The following is a 21,945-nucleotide window of genomic DNA, read 5'->3' on the forward strand; positions in this document are numbered from 1 at the left end:
GCCTCATCATGGCGCACCGACCGCGGGCGCGGAAGGGGGAGTGGTGCCCGCGCCTCCCGACGCCCATGCGTGCGCGCGTCACCCCATCGTGTCGAGGATCGCGGTGAGCTGCTCGAACGTCGTGAGCGGGTTCACGATCGCGAAGCGCGTGTTCGGGCGGCCGCCGTGCGAGCTCGGCGTGACGAACGCGTGCTGGTCGTCGAGCAGCTTCGCCGACCAGGCGGCGTACTGCTCGCGGGTCCAGCCGTCGCGCTCGAACACGACGACCGAGAGCTGAGGGTCGCGCACGAGCGTGAAGCCGTCGCGTCGTCGGATCTCGTCGGCGATGTCCTGCGCGAGCTGCAGCGACGAGCCGATCGCCTCGCGGTAGGCGCCGCCGCCGTAGGTCGCGAGCGAGAACCACATCGGCAGGCCGCGCGGGCGCCGCGTCAGGTGGATCGCGTAGTCGCTCGGGCTCCACTCGGGCGTCTCGGTGAGGGTGTCGAGGTACTCGGCGTGCTGCGTGTGCGCACGACGACCCGCCTCGGGGTCGCGATAGATGAGCGCGCAGGCGTCGAACGGCGCGAAGAGCCACTTGTGCGGGTCGACGATGGCCGAGTCGGCCCGCTCGACGCCGGCGAACCGGTCGCGCGCGACCGGCGAGAGCATCGCCGCCAGCCCGTAGGCGCCGTCGATGTGCAGCCAGAAGTCGTACTCGTCCTTCAGCGCCGCGATCGAGGCGATGTCGTCGACGATGCCGAAGTTCGTCGAGCCGCCGGTGGCGACCACGGCGAAGACGGATGCCCCGTGCTCCTCGAGTGCGGCGCGCACGGCGTCGCCGCGCAACTGCCCGTCGGGGCCGGGCTTCACGGCGACGATGTCGACGTCCATGACGCGCGTGGCCGAGGCGATGGAGGAGTGCGCCTCCGAGCTGCAGACGACCTTCCAGCGGGGGGCGGATGCCTCGGGGTCGGCCGCCGCGAGCCGGGCGCGGGCGCTCTCGCGGGCGGCGACGAGCGCCGACAGGTTGCCGAGCGTGCCGCCCTGCACGAACACGCCGCCGGCGGTCGCCGGGAACCCGAACTCGTTCGCGAGCCAGCGCAGCACCTCGTTCTCGGCGTGCACGGCGCCCGAGCCCTCGAGCCAGGATCCGCCGTAGATCGCGGATGCCGAGACGACGAGGTCGAAGGCGCTCGCCGCGTTCGTCGGCGCGATCGGGATGAAGGAGAGGTACTGCGGGTGGTCGGTCGTGATGCAGGCCGGCGCGAGCACGTGCTCGAAGATCGCGAGGGCGCGGCGGGCGCCGATGCCCTGCTCGTCGATGGTGCGGCCGGCGAGGCGGTTGAGCTCGGCGGGCGAGAAGGGCTTGTCGAGGGGGGTGTCTTCGGACAGCATGCGGCGACGGGAGTAGTCGAGCACGAGGTCGACGATGGACTCGGTCTCGTCGGTGATGGCGTGCATGCGCGTGGGGTCGCCCTGCGCGGCCTGGGCTGCGTGCGCGCGTGCGGCGTCAACGTCGGTGCGACGGTCGGTGGTCATGGTGTTTCCCTTCGGATCGCGCATCGTCACGATCTCAGAGCAGCGTCGCACACGGACGGGGTGATGTGCAATATCGCGCGTGAGGTGTGAATCGGGCGCAATTATTCTGCGTTGTGCGCGGCGCAAAGACACGATTGCGCGCGCGGCGACGGCTTTCGGCGAAGCGCCGGTCGGGCGTTCTCGAGACCTGCCCGGCTCGCCTCGGCAATCGAGTGGGCGATCTTTGCGGTGGATCGCGCCGATCATCGCAAAGATCGCCCACTCGATCGGGGGTGTCGCCGTCTCGGCCGACGCAGCGGGCTCAGCCGACCTCGATGACCACGGGTCCGGCCTCATGGGGGCCGCCGCAGGCTTCCGTGCCGCCGACGCGTCGCCACTCCAGTTCGGACGTGGTCTCGCCGAGGAGGGCGTTGTCGGCCGAGAACGCCGCGAACGTCGCCTCTTCGGGGACGCTGACGACGAAGTCGACGAGCCAGTGCGCATCGTCGAGCCTGGTGGACATGGGATCCAGCTCGGAGGTCGAGCCGGATGTCTCGCCCCGGCTACCGGGCAGGCACCCGCGTTCACCGCAGACCTCGATGCGGTCGACCTCGGCTGCCGCCGTGCCCTCCAGCGTGACCTCGACCGTGCTGGAGTAGCCGATCGCGGTGCACGCGATGAACGGGTTGTCGGCGACGCATCCCGTGCCGCCCAATGACACGGCCGCGCACAGCGCGCCGACGCCGAGGAGCCGCCTGGCCCGAGTGGAGCTCCAGTGTGCCGGTGTCATCGCGCCTCCTGGATACCTCGTCGATGCCACCATCCTCAGGGACGGCGGGCGCTCGTGCGGGCGCGACGAGAGTCGTTGCGGAACCGATGCGCGATCGCCGCGGACTCGTGACGACCCGGCCGCAACGAAACCGGTCGGTGAATCGTTCAGCGTCGATCGGATGGCACACGCCACCATGCTCGAGATCCCTCGGTCCCGCGACGTCTTCCGGCCTGGAGGCATGTTGGGAAGCGACCTCCACCCCGGAAGACGTCGCGGGAAGCGAACGGACGGCAGGACGACGCACCGGACGCCCGGTGCTACCCCTGACGCGGCATCCGCCCCACGAGTGGAAGATGAGCATCACTCGAGGAAGGGCGTGCGCCATGTCGGTCATCGTCGGCGGAGTGGAGCTGTACCTCGGGCCGACCTCGGTCGGCGGACCCGACGACCTCGATCTCGCGATCCGGGAGTTCATCGGGGGAGCGAAGCGCACGCTCGCCATCGCCGTGCAGGAGATCGACTCGCGGCCCATCGCCGAGGCGATCGTCGACGCGACCAGGCGGGGCGTGCGCGTGCGCCTCATTCTCGAGGGCGACTACCTCACGGAGGACAAGGCGATCGCCGACCCGTGGACCGCCGCGGGCGCCCACGACGAGAACCGGTTCCTGCTCTCGGCCCTGCTGAAGTCGCGGGTCGACGTGGTCAGCGACCTGAACCCGAAGATCTTCCACCAGAAGTTCATCGTGCGCGACTCGGGCCAGCCGAGCGCGGCCGTGCTGACCGGGTCGACGAACTTCACCCGCACCGACACCGGCACCAACGCGACATCCGGCGTCGGAAAGGGGCAGAACCTGAACCACGTCGTCGTGCTGCGCGGGCAGCGAGCCGCGACCGAGTACCTCGGCGAGTTCGAGCGCATGCGGTCGGGCACGTTCGGCGACCTGCACGAGCGCGTCGAGCCCAAGCCCAGGGAGTTCGGTTTGCCGAAGGTGCGCATCAAGCCGCTCTTCGCGCCGAGGCACGGCCCCGAGATGGAGATCATGAAGCAGATGCTGAAGGCGCGCTCGTCGATCGACTTCGCGATGTTCACGTTCGCGCAGTCGTCGGGCATCGACGACACGATGATCCGCCTGCGCCCGCTCGTGTCCCGCATGCGCGGCGTGCTCGACCGCGGGCAGGGTGCGGCCAAGTGGGCGGCGACGAAGGGCCTCGCCGGCGGGTCGGTCGAGCTCTACGCCACGAAGCTCGGCACCGGCGTGCGCAAGCTGCACCACAAGCTCATGGTGCTCGACGAGCGCATGCTCATCGTCGGCAGCTTCAACTACACGGCGCCCGCCAACAACCTGAACGACGAGAACATCGTCGTGATCGGCGACCTCGAGGAGCCGGCGGGCACCGAGGCGGATGTCGCGCAGCGCACGCTCGCCGGCTACGCCCTCACCGAGATCGACCGCATCATCCACGACCTCGCCGAGCCGATCGCGGTCTGACTCGTCGGTCGAGTAGCGAAGCGTATCGAGACCCTGGCGCGCAAGGATCTCGATACGGCCGCGGGCGGCCTACTCGATCGGCGATTGAGCGATGTCGGCGGCGTGTGATCGAGTGGTCGCATGGGCTTCGATGAACGCTTCCTCGGCATCGGCGCGGCACTGCCGCGAGTGAGCGAAGCGGATGCTGCGGCATCCGTCTGTCTCGACTACGTGCACTTCACCGTGGTGCTCGATTCGGCGCGGCGCCTCGCTCGGGTCACGGGCGTGAACATCGACGGGGCGTCGCTCATCGACGTGCCGCGGGGCGACGACTGGCGCTACGACGAGCGGGTGCCCGAAGACTGGCAGACCGGCCCGGCCGTCTACGCCGCGAACCCGCTCGACCGCGGGCACCTCGTGCGCCGCCGCGATCCGGTGTGGGGCACGCCAGAGGTCGCCGCGCGGGCGAACAGCGACACCTTCCACTTCACGAACGCGGCGCCGCAGGCGGGCGGGTTCAACCAGTCGCCAGAGCTCTGGTTGGGTCTCGAAGACCACGTGCTCGAGCATGCCGAGGCGCACCGGCTGCGGCTCAGCGTGTTCACGGCCCCGGTTCTCGGGGCAGACGACCCGCCGTACCGTGGCATCCGCGTGCCGTTGCGGTTCTGGAAGATCGCCGCGTGGAACCGTTCCTCGTCCTCGACGGAACCCGCTGAGCTCGCCGCCGCCGGGTTCGTGCTCGACCAGTCGCCGCTCGTCGACACGAGCGAGATCGCGGCGCCCGCGCCGGGCGAGGTGCCGCCACTCGGACCGTTCCGCACGTTCCAGGTGCCGATCGCCGACATCGCGGCCGCCACCGGGCTCTCGATGCCCGACCTCGTCGACGCCGACGTGCTGCCGCAGTCCGTGGCGGCCGCGGGATGGCGCCGGCTCGGCGAGGCATCCGACATCGTGCTCTGAGCGTCGCGGCGGCGAATCCGGGGCTGTCCGCCGAGCGCGAGCACATGCGACGAGTGCGCGTGCAATCGGCCCGCGCACTCGTCGTATTCGCTCGCGCTCGGCGGGTCTGGTCGAGTGACGTCGGGTGGGTGGGGCTGCAGGGCCGGCCCGCCAGGTGCCGCGAGGGTGAGCGAGGCGAGCTCGACCATGGCGTTCTGCTCGAGCACGGCTTCGAGACTTCGGAGTTCGCGCGCGGCATCCGCTTCGCTGCGATCGCCGACGAGGTCGACGGCCGCGATGAGCAGCACCCGCCCCGGGCCGATGAACTCCATGTGCAGGAACGACACGCGATCGACCGACGCAGGGCGAGCAGCTCGCCGATCATGTCGGAGCGCACGTTCGAGGGCACGGCCTCGCCGATGAGGAACGCGCGGTTGCGGCCGATGAGCAGCACCGCGACGACGCCGAGCAGCACGCCGACCGCGATCGAGCCGATCGCGTCGTAGACCGGCGAGCCCGTGACCTGGTGCAGCAGGATGCCGACGAACGCGATCGCGAGGCCGATGAGCGCCGCGGCGTCCTCGGCGAAGACCGCTCGCAGCGTCGGATCCGAGCTCTGCGAGACGTGGTGCAGCGTGCCGACGCGTCGTCGCTGCGCGTCGGTGCGCGCCTGCCGGTAGGCGCGGATGAACGACACGCCCTCGAGCACGAAGGCGAGGCCGAGCACGGCGTACGCGATGCCGTAGTCGCTCGCCGGCTCGGGGTCGATGAGCTCGGTGATGCCGTGCTGGATCGACACCGCGGCACCGACCGTGAACAGGCCGAACGCGGCGAACATCGACCAGATGTACGCGTCCTTGCCGTAGCCGAGCGGATGCCTCGCATCGGCCGGCCTCGCCGACCGGCGCTCGGCGATCACGAGCAGCACCTCGTTGCCGGTGTCCGCCCACGAGTGCGCCGCCTCGGCGACCATCGACGCGGAGCCCGTGAGCGCCGCCGCGACCGACTTCGCCAGCGCGATGAGCGCGTTCACGACGAGCGCGACGATCACCGTGACGAGCGAGTCGCCTGGCGGCGCGGCCTTGGCGGGCGGCGCAGTCGTGCCGGGCGGTGTCGTGTCGCCGGATTCCGTGTCCCCCACGGCTCGAGTCTGGCACCGTGGTGCCGCGTCATGCGAGAGCGGGTTGTGCGCGGCGGCGTCTGCAGCCTCAGCCACGCACCTCGTCAGGAGCCTTCGAGCTCGTCAGGACACGGGGCTGAGAGGAGGCCGAAGGGACCGGCACTTCGCCCTCACCCTCGGCAGCCGCGAGGTCGCGCACGTTCTTCTGGATGGCGACCACGGCGTAGAGCGACAGAGCGAAGCAGACCCCGTAGACGGTCTTCTCACTGATCGAGATGCTGCCGGCGTTGATGAGTCCGACGACGAGCAGCGCGAGGGCGGCCGCGAGCATCAACCAGGCGATGCCGTAGTAGATGTTCGTGACAGGGACCCCCTCGGAACGGTCGCGCACCGACTTCTGCACGGAGATCGCTGCGAACAGGCCCAGCAGCAGCACGGCGAGATAGTACCCCTTCTCGTTGAGCTCCATGCCGGCGTTCAAGAGGGAGATGAGAAACGTGCCCATGCCGATGGCGAGAGCCAACCAAGACGCCCCGATGAATGCCGGCGAGGGTTTGATGGTGCGGTACTGGGTCATGACGGCTGTTCCTTCTGGTCGGGTCGGAATGCAGGGCTGCAGCTCAGAGCCGCAGCGCAGCCGTCGAGCTACAGGAACCCTATCGGTGGGCATCACGGCTCGAGAGGGCCTCTTGGCTACGCCGCCACTCGGTGCGAAGGTTGAGGCATGGCGCAGCCCGCTGAAGCCGACGCATCCACCGAACACACGACCGACGTGCTCATCGTCGGAGCCGGGCCGAGCGGCCTCATGCTCGCCCTGTGCCTTGCCCGTCTCGGGGTCGACGCGATCGTGGTCGACGGCAAGGACGGCCCGACCCGGGAGTCGCGCGCGCTCGTCGTGCAGGCGCGCTCGATGGAGCTCTACGACCAGCTCGGCCTCGTCGACCGAGTGCTCGCGCAGCGCTCGCCGGCGACCACGTTCATCCCGGGCGCAGGGCGGCGCGAGCTCGGCCGCATCGACCTCGCGCTGGCCGGACGCGACGTGACGCCGTACTCCGAGATCACCGTGTTCGAGCAGTCCGCCAACGAGCGCCTGCTCATCGAGGCGCTCGGCGAACTCGGGCGCGAGGTGCGGTGGGGCCACCGGCTCGAACGACTACTGATCGAGACGCCCGAGACGCCCGAGAAGCCCGAGAAGCCCGAGGCACACGAGCCGCCAGAGACGAGCGACGCAGACGCAGAGGCGCCCGAGCAGGGCCGGCCCGCGGCATCCGCCCGGGCCACGCTCTCGACGGGTGACGGCGAGACCGTGACCGTGCGCGCGCGGTATTGCGTCGGCGCCGATGGGGCGCGCTCGACGGTGCGGCGCGAACTCGAGATCCCGTTCGAGGGCGAGACGAACGCGTTCACCTTCACGCTCGCCGACGCGATCGGCACTCGCGGCATCGAGGCGCAGGCCATCAACGTGCGCGTGACCGAGCGGCACCTCATGCTCGGGTTCGGCATGGGCGGCGATCGCGCGCGCCTCATCGGCGTGGTGCGCGACGACGACCTCGGATCCGACGGTGAGGCATCCGAAGCGGAGTCGCGCGCAGTATTCCGCCGGGAGTTCGGCGTCGAGTACGACGAGTCCGCCTGGTTCACGACCTATCGACTGCACCACCGGTTGGCGGCGCGATTCCGCGAGGGTCCGTGCTTCCTGGTCGGCGATGCCGCGCACATCCACTCGCCGGTCGGCGGGCAGGGCATGAACACCGGCCTGCAGGACGCGCACAACCTCGCCTGCGCGTTCGCCGACGTGCTCGTCGACGGCATGCCGGAGTCGCGGCTCGAGCGCTACGAAGCCGAGCGCCGCCCGGTGGGCAAGACCCTCGTCGAGACGACCGACCGCCTGTTCGGGCTGGTAACGAGCGACACGACGCGCGCGCGATTCGTGCGGTCGCGGGTGATCCCGGCGATCGGCCCGGCGGCGGTGCGGCTGATCCCGCGCCTCGTCGGCCTGCCGCGCGCGTTCGGCTTCGTCTCGCAGACGCGCATCCGCTATCGACTGCCGGATGTCTCGGGCGCGGCGTCTGCTCGTCGCGACGACGGCCTGCTCGGGCTTCGACTGCCCTGGAGCGGCTCGAACTTCGGTGTGCTGCGTTCGATGCGCTGGCAGCTGCACGGTTACGGCGTGCCCGAGCGCGCCGTGCGTCGCATCGCCGGCGAGCTCGGCGTCGACGGGCACGCGTTCGACGCCGACCAGCACGGTCGACTGCGACGCGACCGCGTGTACCTCGTGCGCCGCGACGGCTTCATCGTGGCCGAGGTGCCTTCGCCCGGAACGGGTGCCGCGCTCGCTGCGGCGCGGGCGCGAGTCGCGGGCGCGTGATTCCGAGCGAGCGGATGTCGCGCCCGGCGCGATGCCGCGACGTCAGGCGTTCAGTCGGCGCGAGGGGTGAGCTGCAGCACGGGGATGCGGCGGTCGGTCTTCTCGAGGTACTCGCCGAACTGCGCCTCCTCGGCCACGATCGCGTCGTACGCCTCACGCCACGCGTCGCCCGTGATCTCGGTCGCCGTCACCGGCACCGTGACGACCTCGCCGTCGACGAGAGCCTCGATCTCGAACGACGGGTTCGCCCGCAGGTTGTGGTACCACGCGGGGTTCTCGGGTGAGCCGCCCTTGGACGCCACCACCCGCCACCCGTGCGCGTCGCGGAAGCCGACGACCGGATTCAGGTGCGTCTCGCCGGACTTCGCTCCGATCGAATGCAGGATGACCAGCTTCGGACCCCAATAGTTCTCGGTGCCCTTGCTGCTGCGGAACTTCTCGATGACGTCATCATTCCAACCCATGGAACCGATCAACGCGGGAGTGCCCCGGTTTCTTCCGGAATCGGCCGGGATTCTCCGACCGCTCCGCACCCGTCAGTCGATGACCGCTGCGATCGCCTCGATCTCCACGAGCTGGTCGTCGTATCCGAGCACCGTGACGCCGAGCAGCGTGCTCGGCACATCGTGATCGCCGAAAGCGTCACGGACGACATCCCAGACGGTCGCGAGATCCGATCGCTTCGAGGATGCGACCAGGACGCGCGTGCTGATCACGTCTTCGATTCCTGCCCCGGCCGCATCGAGCGCCCCCTTCATCGTCTCGATGCACCGTGCGGCCTGGGCGGCGTAGTCGCCGACGGCGGAAATGGATCCGTCATCCTCGAGCGGGCAGGCACCGGCCAGGAAGATGAATCGCGCTTCCTTCGGCGCGGTCGCCGCGTACGCGTACTGGGCGACGTCACTGAGTGAATCGGACCGGATGAGTCGGACTGCGCTGGACACGGGCTCATCCTGACACGGACTGCGACGTGACTCACGGGGTCGTGCCCGTCGCTGTAGGTTCCGCGTGAAGATGTCGCCATGGCGACGAATCCACGGCATTTGTCCGCAGCGGAGCGGGCGGAATTCCACGGGCGCGTCGGCCGGAAGGTGACGGTGTAGTCGTTCGCGCCCGTGAGGCGGTCGCCGTCGCCGGGTAATCGGGGATGGCCTTCCAGTCCTGTTGCTTCTCGGTGCCGTCGTATTCCTCGAGCGGGTACACGTCGATGCGGTTCAGGACGTCTTGGACGGCGCGGAGCGAGGTGAGCGCCGACCCCGTCCTCGAACTCAGCGCCGAACCAAAACAACAACAGGAGGATCACCGACCGCTTGACGAAGACCACGCGAGGGTCGTTGGGCACCAGCTGAGCACGCTCGTGGACTCACCGCACGGGCGTCTGAGGCGTGGCCCCCCCGGTTGAACCTCGGATTTCAGTGGGCGGATACAACCGAGGCGCCGACAACTTTGAAGTGGGAGGCCGAGGCGCCGGCAGGTCGCGTTGTGGATCGATGGGTCTACGAAGGCAGCTCTAGGTGTGATGTCCAGGCAGGTTGTTGAGTCTGCTGATAGGTGGGCCGCCGATCGCGGTGTGGAGCCTGTGTTGATTGTAGAAGTGGATCCAGCCCGGGAGTGCGTTGCGGCGTTCGGTCTCTGAGCTGTAGAAGCGGGCGTAGGCCCAGCCGTCGGCGAGGGTGCGGTGGAAGCGTTCGATCTTCCCGTTCGTTTGCGGGCGGTAGGGGCGGGTGCGTTTCGGGGTGATGCCGAGCTCGGTGCAGGCATCACGCCACGCGTAGGAGCGGTACGCGGATCCGTTGTCGGACAGCACGCGTTCGATGTTCACGCCCCGACCTGCGAACCATGCGGTAGCGCGACGGAGAACGCCGATCGCGGTGTCGGCTCGTTCGTCGTTGCAGATCTCGACGTACGCGACGCGGGAGTAGTCGTCGATGACGGTGTGCACGTACGCGGTTCCGGTGCGCGGTTTGTGGTCCTTTCCGCGTGGTAGGCCTGGCGTGCTGAGCTTGTTCTTCGCGCCTTGCTGGCGGCCGACGAACCGGTGCCCGCCGCCATCGGGGATGTTGCCGAACTTGGTGACATCGACGTGGATCATCGAGCCGGGATGGTCATGCTCGTAGCGGCGGATTGGTTCCCCAGTGGCGCGATCGATGCGGCTGAGCCGGTTGACCCGGCACCGCACGAGTACCGCGTGCACAGTCGAAGCGGGCATGCCAAGCTCGCCGGCGATCTGCGCGGGTCCGAGCCGTCGCCGCCATCGCAGCTTCACGATCCGCTTCACCAAGTCCGGTGATGTCTTCGTCGGCATCGAGTGGGGCCGGCTGGACCGGTCGAGCATGCCCGCAGCGCCTTCGGCCCGGAACCGGGCAGCCCACTTCCGGGCCATCGGAGGCGAGATCATGAACATTTTCGCCGCGACCGCGACCGGCCATCTCTCCTCGACGATGAGCTTGGCCAGGCGCAGACGAGCGCGCGGGGTGAGGGCAGCGTTAGCGTGGGACACGAAGGCCTCCTGTTTTGCGTGAGCGGTTCCTAGACAGCTCCACTCTCGCAACGGGAGGCCTTCACCCGTCGTTAGATCAAACGCGATTCACACAACAACGTCCCCGGACATCACATCTAGATCTACGGCGCGCCTCGACCGCCCCCGTTCGTTGCGCCAGTGCCAGCGCCAACACCCCACGGTGTCGGTCATGCGACGAGCAGCACGAAACCCACCGCGACCATGAAGGCCGCCGTCGCGGCGTGCACGCCATACACCGTCGTCCGGGGACCTCCGGCGCGGGCCACGGTGACGGCGTCGCTGACCGGCATGACCGCGGCCACGATCATGGCCGCGCCGAGGAGTTGCGGTGTGCCGCCGATCAGCACCACGAGCAGGAGGAGCCCGGTGCCGATGTCGCGGTTGCCCTTGACCTGCGCCCAGGACCGGAAAGTGCGGTCCTCGACCGGTGTGCCGGGGATGCCGAAGCCGGCGGCGGCGCCCGGAGCCCAGAAGGGGCCCGTGCCCATGACCACGACGGCCGCGGCGATCAGCCCGGCGACCACGGTCGCGACGGTGGCGATCACGGGAGCACCACGATCCGGCCGCGGACGCCGCCCTTGGCCAGCAGCTGGTAGGCGCTGACGACCTCCGCGAGCGGGAGGGTCGCATGGATCCTGGCCGGGACGGTCCCGGCCGCCACGCGGTCAAGCAGCCTCGCGAGCAACGGCCCGTCCGGGCGGCTGACGACCACGCCGACCGTGATGCCGCGCTCCTCGGCGAGCTCCAGCCCGGGCCGGACGCCGACGAACCTCCCGCCGTCGCGCACGAGCGACAGCGCCTCCTCCTGCATCGCCGCGGCGTCGGCGACGACGTCCCACCCGCCCTGGGGTGCGGCGACGAAGTCGGCGCCGAGCCCGCGTACGAAGCCCTCGTCGCCGGGCCGCGCCAGGCCAGTTACCTGCCAGCCCTGTTCCTGGGCGAGCACCACGACGGACGCACCCACGGCACCGGCCGCCCCTGTCACCAGCAGTCGGCGCCCCTGGGGCGGCACGGCACCGAGGACGTCGAGCAGCTGGGCCGCGGTCGTGAGGGTCAGCGGCATGCTCGCCGCCACGTTGGGGCACATCCCGTCGGGCAGCACGGCGACGTCCGCCGCATCGACCACGAGGTGCTCGGTGTGCGAACCATGGTCTCGGTCGAAACCGCCGATGAAGCCGGCCACACGTACGCCGAGGGCCAGGTCGACGCCGTCGCCCGTGGCCTCGACGACGCCCGAGAAGTCCGCTCCGAGCCCGGTGTGCTCGGTCTGGGACACCAGGCCGAGCCCGTGGAGCCGGCCGCTCACGACCTCGAGGTCGACGGGGTTGATCGCGGCAGCGGCGATCTTGACCCGCACCTGGCCCGTGCCGGGCTCGGGGACGGGCGCGTCGATGATCTCGATCGACTCCGGTCCGCTCGGCGTGCGGACCACGGCTCGGCGTGATGTCTGGTGATTCATGAATCTCTGCTCCTTGGTCAGTGCCCTGTTGCCCGAACGGGTGAATCTCCACCATCATGGACACGCCGCTTCCGATCGGGAAGTAGGCACCTTGAGGTGCGTTAGTCACTGAATGACGGGAGAGCCCATGCCGACCATGACCACGGCCCAGCACCGAGCCGTGGCGAAGCGGGAGTACGACGCCTTCCTCGACGTCTGCCCGAGCCGCCAGCTTCTCGCGCGCATCTCCGACAAATGGGTCGCCCTCGTGCTCGCCGCGCTCGGTGGCGACGGACCCGGCTCGGGACCCGCGCCCGGACGCCGACCGATGCGCTACTCCGAACTGTCTCGTCAGATCTCGGGCGTGAGCCAGAAGATGCTCACCCAGACGCTTCGGTCGCTGGAGCGTGACGGGCTGGTGACCAGGACTGTGACTGCTACGGTGCCCGTCACCGTCACCTATGAGATGACGGATCTTGGCCTCTCCTTGCAAGGCGTCATGCGCGACATCAAGGCCTGGGCGGAGGGCCATATGGACGAGGTCCTCACCCATCGCGACCACCACGACCAGCGACAGGCGGGCGACGGAGCCTGACCTGCAGTCCGGAACCAGCCTGGTCAGCTGTCGATGCCAAGCCTCGTCGCCGAGCAGGAGCGCCGCGACTCCTTCCGGGTCCTCGTGCATCGCGTCGTGCCCGGCGGGAAGGCCATACATTTGCGGCCCGGGTCCCGCCTGGAGCCGAGCCGAAGGCGGAGCTCGGCGAACCGAAACTGTCCCAACGGACCGTGCGACCGCGCCAGATGAAGCTCCGAGTCTGATGATCTCTCATCTCGTGCCGATCTTCTCGGTGTCGCGCCGCACCGTAGTGAGCCATTCCTGGCGTTGGGGCGGGGTTGAGTCGGAGATGGTGCGCAGGACGCGACGGTCGAAGACCGGGTCGCCGAGGTAGTTGCCGACGCAGTGCTGCCAGATCTGCTGGAGCGGGTCACCGAACAAGGCGCTTTCCCGTTCGGCCGTTGTGTCGGAGGTGTTGACCACGTAGAGCGAACTCAGCTGAAGTAAGGAGGTGGGCAGGCCGATGGGGTCATCGAGCGTGTAGGCGACGCCGGGGATGAGCACGCGGTCGATCCAGCCGGCCATCATGGCCGGTGGTTTTCCCCACCAGTTCGGGTGCACGATGACGAGCGCGGAGGCGGCGACCAGATCACGTCGATGCTGGCTGAGCACCTCGTCTGTCCCGTCCGCCAGTATCTCAGCGGGTGATCGCGACATGTCGGTGTCGCCAGCCGAGAGGAGCGGGTCGAACCCCTCCGCGTAGAGGTCGTGTCTGCGCACCTCGAAGCCCGCTGCCTCGAATCCTGCCGCGGCTGAGTCGGCGATGGCGTGGTTGAAGCTTCCGCGATTCGGGTGGGCGAGTACCACCATGGCGATGGGCATCAAGGCGTCCTGTCGGTGTTGAGGGTTGTGTGTGGTCCGGGATGCCTCACTCGCCGTCGGGACTGCTGACGGTTTGGTTGACTCGTCTTGTTGGGTTTTCAGGCCGCGTGAGCGGCCTCTGGAGTTGATTGTCTCGAGCTCGATCGGGGTGAGTCTCCCGAGCCGGCGTTGCCGGCGTCTGCGGTGATACGTCCGTTCGATCCAGGTGACGATTCGATTGAGATCGGCGCTGTCCTGCGGATCACACGAAGACCTACTCGGAAGCAGCGCGATCAAGCAAGCGGAAGGAGGCCCCTTTCGGTGAAGACCTTCTTCGCGACGAGCGTGGCGTTCAGGGCGCGCGGGAATCCGCAGTAGACGGCGGAGTGAAGGAGCGCTTCGATGATCTGTTGCGGGGTCAGGCCGACGTTGAGGGCGGCGTTGATGTGGACCTCGAGTTGTGGTTCGCAGCCCCCGAGCGCGGTCAGCATGCCGAGGGTGACGAGTTGGCGGTCGCGTGGCGCAAGTTCGGGTCGCGAGTAGATCTCACCGAATCCCCAGGCGACGACCTGGTGTCCGAGTTCGGGAGAGATGTCCTTCAGGGAGTCGATGACGTTCGCGCCGGCGGTTCCGTCGACGGCGTCGAGAACCGTTCGTCCGTGCTCGTAGCGCTCTTCGCGGGTCGTGGCTTCAGTCATGAATGTCTGCTCCTTCGTCGATGTCGTCGGTGCGCGGTTGCGCGAGGTCGTGGCGGTAGGTCGAGATCTTGATGTCGAGGGCATGCTCGTGCCGCTTCAGCACGGCGATCTGCTCGCGGAGCGCGGTGTGATGGGTTTCGAGCAGCGCCAGCCTCGTTCCGATGGTCGACGGGCCTTCGGCGCGCAGGTCCGCATACTCGCGAACCTGCGCGATCGGCATGCCGGTCTCGCGCAGCCGCAGCAGAAACCGCAACCATTCGACATCCCCGTCGGAGTACCGGCGCTGGTTCGCTGAGGTTCGCGCGACCGGGTGGATCAGCCCGGCTCGCTCGTAATAGCGCAGCGTGTGGGCCGACACCCCGATCACAGCTGCCATCTGCGCGACCGTCAGGCCCATGGTCTCGTTCTCGTCCGTCGTCACAATGAAGAGGCTAGGAGTTAGAGCGCACTCGAAGTCAAGTCGTGAAATTCACGTCTTGGGCCCGTTTAGCCATCCGCCTGCGGGCCACAGATTCGCACTGAGTTGGCTCGATTGGGCAATCGCGCAACGATCTGTTGCGCGAACTGCTCACGGGGTTTCGAGCACGCGTTGGATGTCAGCCTCTGAGGGAAGTACCGCTCGTTCAGCGGCGGGGAGCAGGTCGTAGCTGGCTATCGCGATGGGCTGGTTGCTACTTGCGAGGGCGTAGCGCACCACACGGTCATTCTTGTCCGTGCACAACAGGAGGCCAACGGTCGCCCCGTGTGCTGGGCGGCGCAGCCGGTCCTCAACGAGCTCGACGTAGAAGCCGAGCTGGCCGGCGTACTCGGGCTTGAACTTGCCGACCTTCAGCTCGACCACGACGTAGCGCAACTGCTCGACGTGGAAGAACAAGAGGTCGACAAAGAACTCGTCGCCGTCGACATCGAATGGGACTTGCCGCCCAGCGAAGCTGAATCCGCTGCCCAGCTCTCCGAGTGTCTCGATGATCCGTTCCACGAGCGCCTGCTCGAGCTCCCTCTCCGCGTGGCCCGGCTCGATGCGGAGGAAGTCGAACACGTAGGGGTCCTTCGTGATCTGCTGCGCAAGGTCGGATGCCCCAGGTTCCAGGATGCGATCGAAGTTCGCCGGCGCCATCCCGAACCGCAGGTGCGCAGTGGTCTTGATGTGATGCTCGAGCGTCCCGCGTGTCCACCCGTGGGCGACGGTTTGTCCGGCGTACCAATCCCGCAACTCCTGGTCAGCGAGCTTGTCGAGGAGCACGGTGATGTGTCCCCACGGCAACTGCGCAACAGGCTGTTGCGCAATCTCGGTAGGTTCCGGCCAGGCCCGAGCGAATGAGCGCATATAGATCAGGTTGCGGGGCGAAAACCCACGGGAGTCTGGGAACTCGGCACGCAGGTCGGAAGAGAGCCGCTGGATCACCTTGGCACCCCACTGGGCATCATCGGTGCGCTCTGCGAGCACGTTACCGATGTGCCAATTGAGGCGGATCAGCTCGGTATTGACCTGCCGCTGGGCGCGGTAACGCGACTCGCGCACGCGCTCCGCGAGCCCGATGAGCACGCTCGCGTAATCACCCGGAAGCGCCATCTCAGACATGCGCCGAGCATATCCGCGGCCGCCGTCGTCGACGCGGCCCCGATCGGCGGCACCGAGTGACCACTGAACGCCGCCACCGAGCGCCGAAGTCCAGAGGCGGGCGAACACGGGAGTCCGACTTGGGCTGCGCACGCTTCGGGCGTCTCATTTGAGCGATCCGTCAGCGCGCACTTCGATGCCGACTCTCGATGCGCTGTCGGGCAGCGTCGAGGAACTCGCGCGGCTCTCCTATCCGAGGTTCTCGAAGGTGTCCTCGTCGGGGCGCCAGACCATCCACGCCCCGTCGTGAAAGCCCATGATCTCCGCAATCTCGACGTAGACCTCATCCGCGTTCGGATTGATAAGCAGGGAGCCCGTGTCGAGAACAACGCGAAGCCCGGTACCTGATGCTTCACTCGTGGACAGCACGACCCCGGGTGTCAGTCGGCGCAGAGCGTCGGCGTAGCCCAAGTCGGACTCGCGCCACGACCGCGCATCCACCTCGACAACCGGCCACACGTAACTGTTCAGGGTGACGGGACTTCCCGCACCTGGCGTGCCGTCGAAGCGAAACTGCACATAGTCGTTGAGGACAATCTCGACGGAATACATCCGGTCGCCGACCAGGCGCGAAAGCAGCTCGTTTGGAACGTACGTCTCTGATGGCAACTCAGCCAGTCCCTTCTCGACGTGCCCATCATGCCCGATCGGGCTCTGCGAGACTCAGACGACTGGCTCCGGACCGGACCAGCGCCGCAACCCGATTCCGCCCGATAGCCGGTCGGGCAGCGGGCGTGGCTCGATCGTCGAATGAGCTCGGTGCATCATGGCGAAGCGCGGTGCCCGTTTACCCAGCCCGGTGAGAACGCCCGCACAGGTGCGTCTACTGCAACGGCGTCGGCACCGATCGAGGAGGCCCGACGGTCGTCGTCGAAATAGAAATCCGCGACAAATGGCAAATGCCATCTAGATGCCAAGTATCGGAATTTGCCATCTTCACGCGGAACCTACAGTCGCTCAGCCGAGCAGGTGCCGGAGGTATCGCTGGGGGGAGTCCAGGTAGGACTTCCAATGCTGGACGAGGTCGAGGTCCTCCCACGCGGTCGGGCGCATTCCCCATGGCCCGACCTCGAGGATCTTGGCGCCCGGAAGGGCGGCGAGAACCGGTGAGTGCGTGGCGCAGAGGATCTGGCCGCCGTCGTCGGCGATCTGCCGCAGGGTCGCGATCAGCGTGAGCGTCGAGGAGAACGAGAGCGCGGCCTCTGGCTCGTCGAGGCAGTAGAACGCCGGAGAGTCGAAGCGGGTGTCGAGGATCGCGAGGAAGGACTCGCCGTGGCTCATCTCGTGGAACCGCGGCTCCGGCCCTGGGGAAGGATTCGCCTCGAGGTAGGTGTAGAACGAGTGCATCGTCTCGGCGCGCAGGAAGAAACCCCACCTGCTCGCACCGGCGCCGCGCTGCAGTCGGAGCCACTCCGACAACGGCGACTCTGTGGCCCTGGTCGTGTGCCGGGCGTTCGTCGAGCCGCCCTCGGGCGACATGCCGTAGGCCAGCGCGACGCCCTCGAGGATCGTCGACTTGCCCGACCCGTTCTCTCCGACGAGAAACGTGATGCCGGGATCCAGCCGGAGTCCATCCTTCAACAGTTGTCGCACCGCAGGGATGCTCCCGGGCCACTGCTTCGTCGCCGCAGCATCCGGATCGGCCGCGGAGATCCTGACGACGGGTGGTTGCGGTGACAGCACGCGCCCAGTGTCTCAGTCGCTGCGGACACTGCGCCACGACCCGTCGGTCGCATTTCGGTGACAGCAGGCAGGCCGGGTCGTAGGGTCGAAGGGGCCACGGCACCGGCCCGTTGCCGTCTCCCACCACCACCCGTTTCGATCGACCGGAAGTGAACATGACCGACCTCGCGGAACTCGCCGCCGACGCATATGTCTTCGGCTACCCCCTCGTCTACAACCTCAACGCGCTCCAGGCGATCGCCCACAGCGGCATGGGATCCCTGCCGGCGACTCCGTTCAACGAGTTCGGCTTCGCCCAGAAGCTCGCAACCCCCGCCGACCCGTTCGTCAGCGTCAACAACGACACCGTGTACGCGCTCGCGCAACTCGACCTGTCGGGCGGCCCGCTCGTGCTGCACGTGCCCGACACCGGTGGCGCCTACTACGTGCTGCAGTTCGTCGACGCGTGGACGAACAACTTCGCCTACATCGGCCGCCGTGCCACCGGCACCGCCGAGGCCGAGTACCTCATCGCGCCGCCCGGCTGGGCCGGGGACGCCGACGGCCGGCCCGTCATCTCCGCGCCGACGAACATCGTCAGCATCGTCGGTCGCCTCGCCTGCGACGGCGTCGACGACCTCCCGCGCGTGCTCGAGCTCCAGAAGCAATTCACCCTCACTCGCACCGACGGTGCTGCCGAGCCGGCCGGCATCGCGCAGGCCGATGCGAGCCTGTCCAAGCCGCTGCACTTCTGGGAGCAGCTGCGGTCGTGGTCGCAGGCGAACCCGCCGACGGGCGACGCCGATCGGGCCTTCCTCGCCACCCTCGGCCCGCTCGGCGTGCTCGACGCGGAAAGCCCGTACCACGAGGCATCCGCAGATCTCACGCAGGTGCTCACGGCCGGACTCGTGGCCGGGCAGAAGCGGGTCGAGGATGCCGCAACGGCGCCGGACCCCGACGCCGTCAACGGCTGGCAGATGAGCCTTCACCTCTTCGACTACAACCGCGACGCGTTCAGCATCGGCGCGATCGACTCAGACGAGTGGAAGATCGGCGATCGCGACACCGCCTATCTCGACCGGGCCGTCGCCGCGAGGAACGCGCTCTGGGGCAACCACGCCTATGAGGCGGTCTATCCGCAGGTCTACGTCGACGAGAACGGCGAGCAGCTCACCGGCGCCCGTCGCTACGAGATCACCTTCACCGAGCTTCCGCCCGTCGACGCGTTCTGGTCGCTCACGATGTACTCGATGCCCGAGTACTACCTGGTGGAGAACCCGATCGACCGGTACTCCATCGGCGATCGCACCCCCGGCACCGTCGCTGCCGACGACGGCTCCCTGACCATCACGATCCAGCACGACGAGCCGGCCGACGCCGAGAAGCGGGCGAACTGGCTGCCGGCGCCCGAGGGGGACTTCCGGCCGATGCTCCGCATCTACCAGCCTCGCGAAGCCGTCCTCGACGGAAGTTACGTCCTGCCGCCGATCCGCCGCGTCGAGTAGCGATCGGATCGGACCGCGATAGTCGGGTGCGGGTCTGGACCGATCGGCAGGCTTGGAGTCGAAAGGGGGAACCGTGATTGCAGTTCTCAACCGTCTCGTCGAGTACGTCGAGGGTCACCTCACCGAGGAGACCGACATCGCCGGCCTCGCGAGCAGCCTCGGCACGACGGAGTACCACGTGCGCCGGATGTTCTCGTCGCTGGCCGGCATGCCGTTGTCCGAGTACGTTCGGCGGCGCCGCATGTCCGTCGCCGCGGCCGAGGTGCTCGGCGATGGCGAGCTGTTGGGCATTGCCGTGCGGTTCGGCTACGGCTCCACCGAGGCGTTCACCCGAGCGTTCCGATCGGTGCACGGTGTCGGCCCATCCGACGTCCGCCGAGACGGCGGCCCCCTTCGTACGCAACCGCAGCTCAGGTTCCGCCTGACCGTAGAAGGGAACACCACGATGGACACCCGCATCGCAGACCGACCGGCCTTCCGACTCATCGGGCACTCGACCCGCGTGCCGCTCATCCATGAGGGCGCGAATCCGCACATCCAGGCGTTCATCGCGTCGCTGCCCGCGACCGAGCATGCCCGCCTCAAGGAGCTGAGCGACACCGAGCCCGACGGGCTCCTCCAGGTGAGCGCCGACGTGGACCCCGACGCCACCGAGGGCAGCGAGCTCACCTACCTGCACGGCGTCGCCGTGACGGATGCCACGGCCGTGCCCGAAGACCTCGACGTGATCGCCGTCCCGGCCGGGAGTTGGGCGGTGTTCCGCACCGAGGGCGCGTATCCGGCAGCGTTGCAGTCCACGTGGGCGGCGACCGCCACCGATTGGTTCCCCTCGAACCCGTGGCGGCTGCGGCCGGGCCCCTCGATCGTGGCCGTGCTCGAGCGCGCCGCCGACTTCAGCACCGCGACCTGCGAGCTGTGGCTCCCGGTGGAGCGCGCCTGACCGCACACCGCACGCCTGACCGCGGCATCCGATCGCTTGTCCTCGGGGTCTCCCGCTGTCAGAGTGAAGCCACGCACATCGCTGATGGGGGAGATGCATGTCGGAACACGATCACGCAGGGGCCGATACGGACGAGATGGCGAGGGCGGTGGCGTCGCTGAGCACCGGGGACACCGTCGCCTCGCCGTTCGGCGACCTTCGATTCTTCGACGGGCTGCCGCTGCCCGAGACCGTCACGACCGCGTACGACGCGCTCGATCTCATGCGGGCCATCGAGGTATTCCTCAACGCCGTGCCCGGCGCGTCGCTCGTGGCGTTCCGCAACGGGCTGCGCGAGGCGGGCGTCACGTCGGCCCGGCAGATCGGCATCACCGAGCCGAGGGCGACCTCGAAGGCGCTCTTGCTCACCCCGAACACCGAGACGACCTACGGCGTCACGATGCTCGACCTGAAGGCCTGGGGTCCCACGGTCATCGAGGCGCCGCCCGAGTCGCTCTGCGTGGTCGACGACTTCTGGTTCCGGTACGTCGCCGACATGGGCATCGCCGGCCCCGATCGGGGAGCGGGCGGCAAGTACCTGTTCCTCCCGCCGGGCTACGACGGCGAGGTCCCCGACGGGTACTTCACCTTCCGGTCGCCCACGTACACGAACTTCGTGGTGCTGCGCGCCCTCGGCGGCGTGCCCGCCATGAAGCAGACGCGCATCTACCCGCTGGCGGAGGCCGGGCATCCCGAGCCGAACGAGTTCGTCAACCTCGCCGAGCTGTCGTTCAACACGGTGCACGCCAACGACTTCTCGTTCTACGAGGAGGTCGCCGAACTCGTGCAGGAGGAGCCGATCGAGGCGCTCGACGCCGAACGCGCGGGGCAGCTCGCCGGGATCGGCATCGTGAAGGGACAGCCCTTCGCCCCCGATGCCCGGCTCAGGGGCATCCTCGAGAAGGCCGCGCCGATCGCCGCCGGCATCGCGCGCGTGATCGCCTACGTGCCGCGCGACCCCGACGCCGTGCTCTACGGCTCCTGGCGCAACGGATTCGTGGGCGGCAGCTACGAGTTCCTGCGCAACGGCGCCCGCCTGCTCGATGCCCGAACCCAGTTCCACTACCTCGCCACGGTCATCACGCCCGCCATGGCGCACGCCCAGGTGGGGGCGGGCTCGGCCTACGCGTACACGGTCCACGACGTGAACGGCGACCTGCTCGACGGATCCCGCACGTACCGGCTGCACGTGGACGCCGAGCCGCCGGCGAAGAACTTCTGGGCGGTCGATGTCTACGACACCCAGACCCGTTCGCTGCTGGTCGTTCCGTCGACGCCGTATCCGGCGGTGGCGAGCAACGACGGCAAGGTGCAGGCGAACGACGACGGCTCGTACGACCTCTACTTCGGCCCGAGCGCGCCAGAGAGCAAGGAGTCGAACTGGGTCGAGACGATTCCCGGCAAGGCGTGGTTCCAGCTCTTCCGGCTCTACGGACCCCTGCAGCCGTGGTTCGACCAGACCTGGCGGCTCAACGAGTTCGAGCCGATCGACTGAGGCCGGGCCCGAGGACGTGAACGCCGGTGGCGCCGAACGACTCGCCCGATTCGGTCACGTGAGGTCGTCGAACTCGCGCCGGAGGTACTTGGGTGCCTGCACGCGCCAGGCCTCGGTCACGAGCTCGGCGAGGTGGTCGAGGTCGATGCCGGCCATGCGGAACGCGATCTTGGGCTCACCCCAGGGGGTCGTGGTGCGCAGGAACACGTCGGGCGCCATCTGCACGAGCGCGCGCGCGTCGATGGGCTCGGCCACCTTCACACCGACCACGAGTTCGGATGCGACGATCTCGCGCACGTCTTCGGGGATGCTCGGCCACGGATGGCATTGCCACGCGTAGAGCCTGTTGCGCACGAACCATGCGGCGCCGCCGGTGGTCGCGCGCTCCTCGCTGCCGGGGAGGCCGGCGGCGGTGCGGCGCAGGTCGTCGAGGGTGGCCACGCA

At 68.5% G+C, this 21,945-nt stretch carries 23 protein-coding genes and 1 pseudogene; 8 read left to right on the forward strand and 16 right to left on the reverse strand.

Features of this window, described 5'->3' with window-relative positions:
* Positions 1–78 precede the first annotated feature (78 nt).
* Together AC3IPY_RS00335 and AC3IPY_RS00340 are read right to left on the reverse strand one after the other, a co-directional pair.
* Positions 79–1,440 carry a pyridoxal phosphate-dependent decarboxylase family protein gene (locus AC3IPY_RS00335; protein WP_489188385.1) on the reverse strand — a complete coding sequence of 454 codons (1,362 nt, stop codon included), beginning with the start codon at positions 1,438–1,440 and terminating at the stop codon, positions 79–81.
* A gap of 379 nt (positions 1,441–1,819) precedes the next feature.
* Entirely contained in the window at positions 1,820–2,287 is a 468-nt protein-coding gene (locus AC3IPY_RS00340; RefSeq protein ID WP_489186014.1) for a hypothetical protein, read from the reverse strand.
* Positions 2,288–2,652: 365 nt separating this feature from the next.
* On the opposite strand from AC3IPY_RS00340, the gene AC3IPY_RS00345 reads away from it, so the two are divergent.
* From AC3IPY_RS00345 to AC3IPY_RS00355, 3 genes are all read left to right on the forward strand, one after another.
* Positions 2,653–3,759 (forward strand): phospholipase D-like domain-containing protein, encoded by a 1,107-nt coding sequence (locus AC3IPY_RS00345; protein ID WP_489186015.1) that lies wholly within the window; start codon positions 2,653–2,655, stop codon positions 3,757–3,759.
* Between the two features lie 120 nt (positions 3,760–3,879).
* Positions 3,880–4,698, forward strand: a complete 819-nt coding sequence (locus AC3IPY_RS00350) for a DNA/RNA non-specific endonuclease (RefSeq protein WP_489186016.1) — start codon at positions 3,880–3,882, stop codon at positions 4,696–4,698.
* 59 nt (positions 4,699–4,757) lie between these two features.
* Positions 4,758–5,183 carry a hypothetical protein gene (locus tag AC3IPY_RS00355; protein WP_489188441.1) on the forward strand — a complete coding sequence of 142 codons (426 nt, stop codon included), beginning with the start codon at positions 4,758–4,760 and terminating at the stop codon, positions 5,181–5,183.
* On the opposite strand, the pseudogene AC3IPY_RS00360 reads toward AC3IPY_RS00355, so the two are convergent.
* Positions 5,120–5,893, reverse strand: a pseudogene (locus tag AC3IPY_RS00360) (cation diffusion facilitator family transporter); the annotation flags it as partial. The gene AC3IPY_RS00355 and the pseudogene AC3IPY_RS00360 sit on opposite strands and share 64 nt — an antisense overlap.
* Positions 5,886–6,374, reverse strand: coding sequence for an inner membrane protein YiaA (yiaA, locus tag AC3IPY_RS00365; protein ID WP_489186017.1), 489 nt, complete (start codon positions 6,372–6,374; stop codon positions 5,886–5,888). The gene yiaA and the pseudogene AC3IPY_RS00360, both read right to left, overlap by 8 nt.
* Before the next feature lie 147 nt (positions 6,375–6,521).
* On the opposite strand from yiaA, the gene AC3IPY_RS00370 reads away from it, so the two are divergent.
* Positions 6,522–8,165 carry an FAD-dependent monooxygenase gene (locus AC3IPY_RS00370; protein ID WP_489186018.1) on the forward strand — a complete coding sequence of 548 codons (1,644 nt, stop codon included), beginning with the start codon at positions 6,522–6,524 and terminating at the stop codon, positions 8,163–8,165.
* 50 nt (positions 8,166–8,215) lie between these two features.
* Here the strand turns inward: AC3IPY_RS00370 and AC3IPY_RS00375 are convergent, their stop codons facing one another.
* The 5 genes from AC3IPY_RS00375 to AC3IPY_RS00395 form a co-directional block, all read right to left on the reverse strand.
* Complete coding sequence (locus AC3IPY_RS00375) at positions 8,216–8,629, reverse strand: nitroreductase/quinone reductase family protein (protein ID WP_489186019.1); 414 nt, start codon at positions 8,627–8,629, stop codon at positions 8,216–8,218.
* A 72-nt stretch (positions 8,630–8,701) separates the two neighbouring features.
* Positions 8,702–9,109 (reverse strand): RidA family protein, encoded by a 408-nt coding sequence (locus tag AC3IPY_RS00380; protein ID WP_489188387.1) that lies wholly within the window; start codon positions 9,107–9,109, stop codon positions 8,702–8,704.
* A 566-nt stretch (positions 9,110–9,675) separates the two neighbouring features.
* Positions 9,676–10,665, reverse strand: coding sequence for an IS481 family transposase (locus tag AC3IPY_RS00385; protein WP_489186020.1), 990 nt, complete (start codon positions 10,663–10,665; stop codon positions 9,676–9,678).
* Positions 10,666–10,853: 188 nt separating this feature from the next.
* Positions 10,854–11,231 carry a DUF4267 domain-containing protein gene (locus AC3IPY_RS00390; RefSeq protein ID WP_489186021.1) on the reverse strand — a complete coding sequence of 126 codons (378 nt, stop codon included), beginning with the start codon at positions 11,229–11,231 and terminating at the stop codon, positions 10,854–10,856.
* Positions 11,228–12,145: an NADP-dependent oxidoreductase gene (locus AC3IPY_RS00395; RefSeq protein ID WP_489186022.1), complete on the reverse strand. Its 918-nt coding sequence runs from the start codon at positions 12,143–12,145 to the stop codon at positions 11,228–11,230. The genes AC3IPY_RS00390 and AC3IPY_RS00395 overlap by 4 nt, the downstream gene beginning before the upstream one ends.
* A gap of 136 nt (positions 12,146–12,281) precedes the next feature.
* On the opposite strand from AC3IPY_RS00395, the gene AC3IPY_RS00400 reads away from it, so the two are divergent.
* The gene (locus AC3IPY_RS00400) at positions 12,282–12,719 is read left to right on the forward strand and encodes a winged helix-turn-helix transcriptional regulator (protein ID WP_489186023.1); all 438 of its coding nucleotides are present in this window, start codon (positions 12,282–12,284) and stop codon (positions 12,717–12,719) included.
* 231 nt (positions 12,720–12,950) lie between these two features.
* On the opposite strand, the gene AC3IPY_RS00405 is transcribed toward AC3IPY_RS00400, so the two are convergent.
* The 6 genes from AC3IPY_RS00405 to AC3IPY_RS00430 form a co-directional block, all read right to left on the reverse strand.
* On the reverse strand, positions 12,951–13,562 hold the full coding sequence (locus AC3IPY_RS00405; RefSeq protein ID WP_489188389.1) for an NAD(P)H-dependent oxidoreductase: 612 nt from the start codon (positions 13,560–13,562) through the stop codon (positions 12,951–12,953).
* 272 nt (positions 13,563–13,834) lie between these two features.
* Positions 13,835–14,239 (reverse strand): carboxymuconolactone decarboxylase family protein, encoded by a 405-nt coding sequence (locus AC3IPY_RS00410; protein WP_489186024.1) that lies wholly within the window; start codon positions 14,237–14,239, stop codon positions 13,835–13,837.
* A complete protein-coding gene (locus AC3IPY_RS00415; protein ID WP_489186025.1) occupies positions 14,232–14,660 on the reverse strand; it encodes a MerR family transcriptional regulator in 429 nt (142 codons plus the stop codon). Before AC3IPY_RS00415 ends, AC3IPY_RS00410 begins: the two co-directional genes overlap by 8 nt.
* 147 nt (positions 14,661–14,807) lie before the next feature.
* Positions 14,808–15,821: a PDDEXK nuclease domain-containing protein gene (locus AC3IPY_RS00420; protein WP_489186026.1), complete on the reverse strand. Its 1,014-nt coding sequence runs from the start codon at positions 15,819–15,821 to the stop codon at positions 14,808–14,810.
* 228 nt (positions 15,822–16,049) lie between these two features.
* Positions 16,050–16,412 carry a hypothetical protein gene (locus tag AC3IPY_RS00425; RefSeq protein WP_489186027.1) on the reverse strand — a complete coding sequence of 121 codons (363 nt, stop codon included), beginning with the start codon at positions 16,410–16,412 and terminating at the stop codon, positions 16,050–16,052.
* Between the two features lie 405 nt (positions 16,413–16,817).
* Positions 16,818–17,543 (reverse strand): AAA family ATPase, encoded by a 726-nt coding sequence (locus tag AC3IPY_RS00430; protein WP_489186028.1) that lies wholly within the window; start codon positions 17,541–17,543, stop codon positions 16,818–16,820.
* A gap of 155 nt (positions 17,544–17,698) precedes the next feature.
* Between AC3IPY_RS00430 and AC3IPY_RS00435 the strand changes: the two genes are divergently transcribed.
* The 3 genes from AC3IPY_RS00435 (at position 17,699) to AC3IPY_RS00445 (ending at position 21,501) form a co-directional block, all read left to right on the forward strand.
* Positions 17,699–19,027, forward strand: a complete 1,329-nt coding sequence (locus AC3IPY_RS00435) for a DUF1254 domain-containing protein (RefSeq protein ID WP_489186029.1) — start codon at positions 17,699–17,701, stop codon at positions 19,025–19,027.
* A 73-nt stretch (positions 19,028–19,100) separates the two neighbouring features.
* A complete protein-coding gene (locus AC3IPY_RS00440; protein WP_489186030.1) occupies positions 19,101–19,967 on the forward strand; it encodes an AraC family transcriptional regulator in 867 nt (288 codons plus the stop codon).
* A gap of 97 nt (positions 19,968–20,064) precedes the next feature.
* Positions 20,065–21,501: a DUF1254 domain-containing protein gene (locus tag AC3IPY_RS00445; protein ID WP_489186031.1), complete on the forward strand. Its 1,437-nt coding sequence runs from the start codon at positions 20,065–20,067 to the stop codon at positions 21,499–21,501.
* A gap of 54 nt (positions 21,502–21,555) precedes the next feature.
* Here the strand turns inward: AC3IPY_RS00445 and AC3IPY_RS00450 are convergent, their stop codons facing one another.
* Positions 21,556–21,942, reverse strand: a complete 387-nt coding sequence (locus AC3IPY_RS00450) for an MmcQ/YjbR family DNA-binding protein (RefSeq protein ID WP_489186032.1) — start codon at positions 21,940–21,942, stop codon at positions 21,556–21,558.
* Positions 21,943–21,945: the final 3 nt, after the last annotated feature.

Source organism: Agromyces sp. GL_144 (assembly GCF_057834305.1).

What these genes read in the sequence shown, in the direction of transcription:
- AC3IPY_RS00335 (WP_489188385.1), bottom strand. Translation starts at nt 1,440, where the DNA reads ATGCACGCCATCACCGACGAGACCGAGTCCATCGTCGACCTCGTGCTC.
- AC3IPY_RS00340 (WP_489186014.1), bottom strand. Translation starts at nt 2,287, where the DNA reads ATGACACCGGCACACTGGAGCTCCACTCGGGCCAGGCGGCTCCTCGGC.
- AC3IPY_RS00345 (WP_489186015.1), top strand. Translation starts at nt 2,653, where the DNA reads ATGTCGGTCATCGTCGGCGGAGTGGAGCTGTACCTCGGGCCGACCTCG.
- AC3IPY_RS00350 (WP_489186016.1), top strand. Translation starts at nt 3,880, where the DNA reads ATGGGCTTCGATGAACGCTTCCTCGGCATCGGCGCGGCACTGCCGCGA.
- yiaA (WP_489186017.1), bottom strand. Translation starts at nt 6,374, where the DNA reads ATGACCCAGTACCGCACCATCAAACCCTCGCCGGCATTCATCGGGGCG.
- AC3IPY_RS00370 (WP_489186018.1), top strand. Translation starts at nt 6,522, where the DNA reads ATGGCGCAGCCCGCTGAAGCCGACGCATCCACCGAACACACGACCGAC.
- AC3IPY_RS00375 (WP_489186019.1), bottom strand. Translation starts at nt 8,629, where the DNA reads ATGGGTTGGAATGATGACGTCATCGAGAAGTTCCGCAGCAGCAAGGGC.
- AC3IPY_RS00395 (WP_489186022.1), bottom strand. Translation starts at nt 12,145, where the DNA reads ATGAATCACCAGACATCACGCCGAGCCGTGGTCCGCACGCCGAGCGGA.
- AC3IPY_RS00400 (WP_489186023.1), top strand. Translation starts at nt 12,282, where the DNA reads ATGACCACGGCCCAGCACCGAGCCGTGGCGAAGCGGGAGTACGACGCC.
- AC3IPY_RS00405 (WP_489188389.1), bottom strand. Translation starts at nt 13,562, where the DNA reads ATGCCCATCGCCATGGTGGTACTCGCCCACCCGAATCGCGGAAGCTTC.
- AC3IPY_RS00410 (WP_489186024.1), bottom strand. Translation starts at nt 14,239, where the DNA reads ATGACTGAAGCCACGACCCGCGAAGAGCGCTACGAGCACGGACGAACG.
- AC3IPY_RS00420 (WP_489186026.1), bottom strand. Translation starts at nt 15,821, where the DNA reads ATGTCTGAGATGGCGCTTCCGGGTGATTACGCGAGCGTGCTCATCGGG.
- AC3IPY_RS00425 (WP_489186027.1), bottom strand. Translation starts at nt 16,412, where the DNA reads ATGTATTCCGTCGAGATTGTCCTCAACGACTATGTGCAGTTTCGCTTC.
- AC3IPY_RS00435 (WP_489186029.1), top strand. Translation starts at nt 17,699, where the DNA reads ATGACCGACCTCGCGGAACTCGCCGCCGACGCATATGTCTTCGGCTAC.
- AC3IPY_RS00445 (WP_489186031.1), top strand. Translation starts at nt 20,065, where the DNA reads ATGTCGGAACACGATCACGCAGGGGCCGATACGGACGAGATGGCGAGG.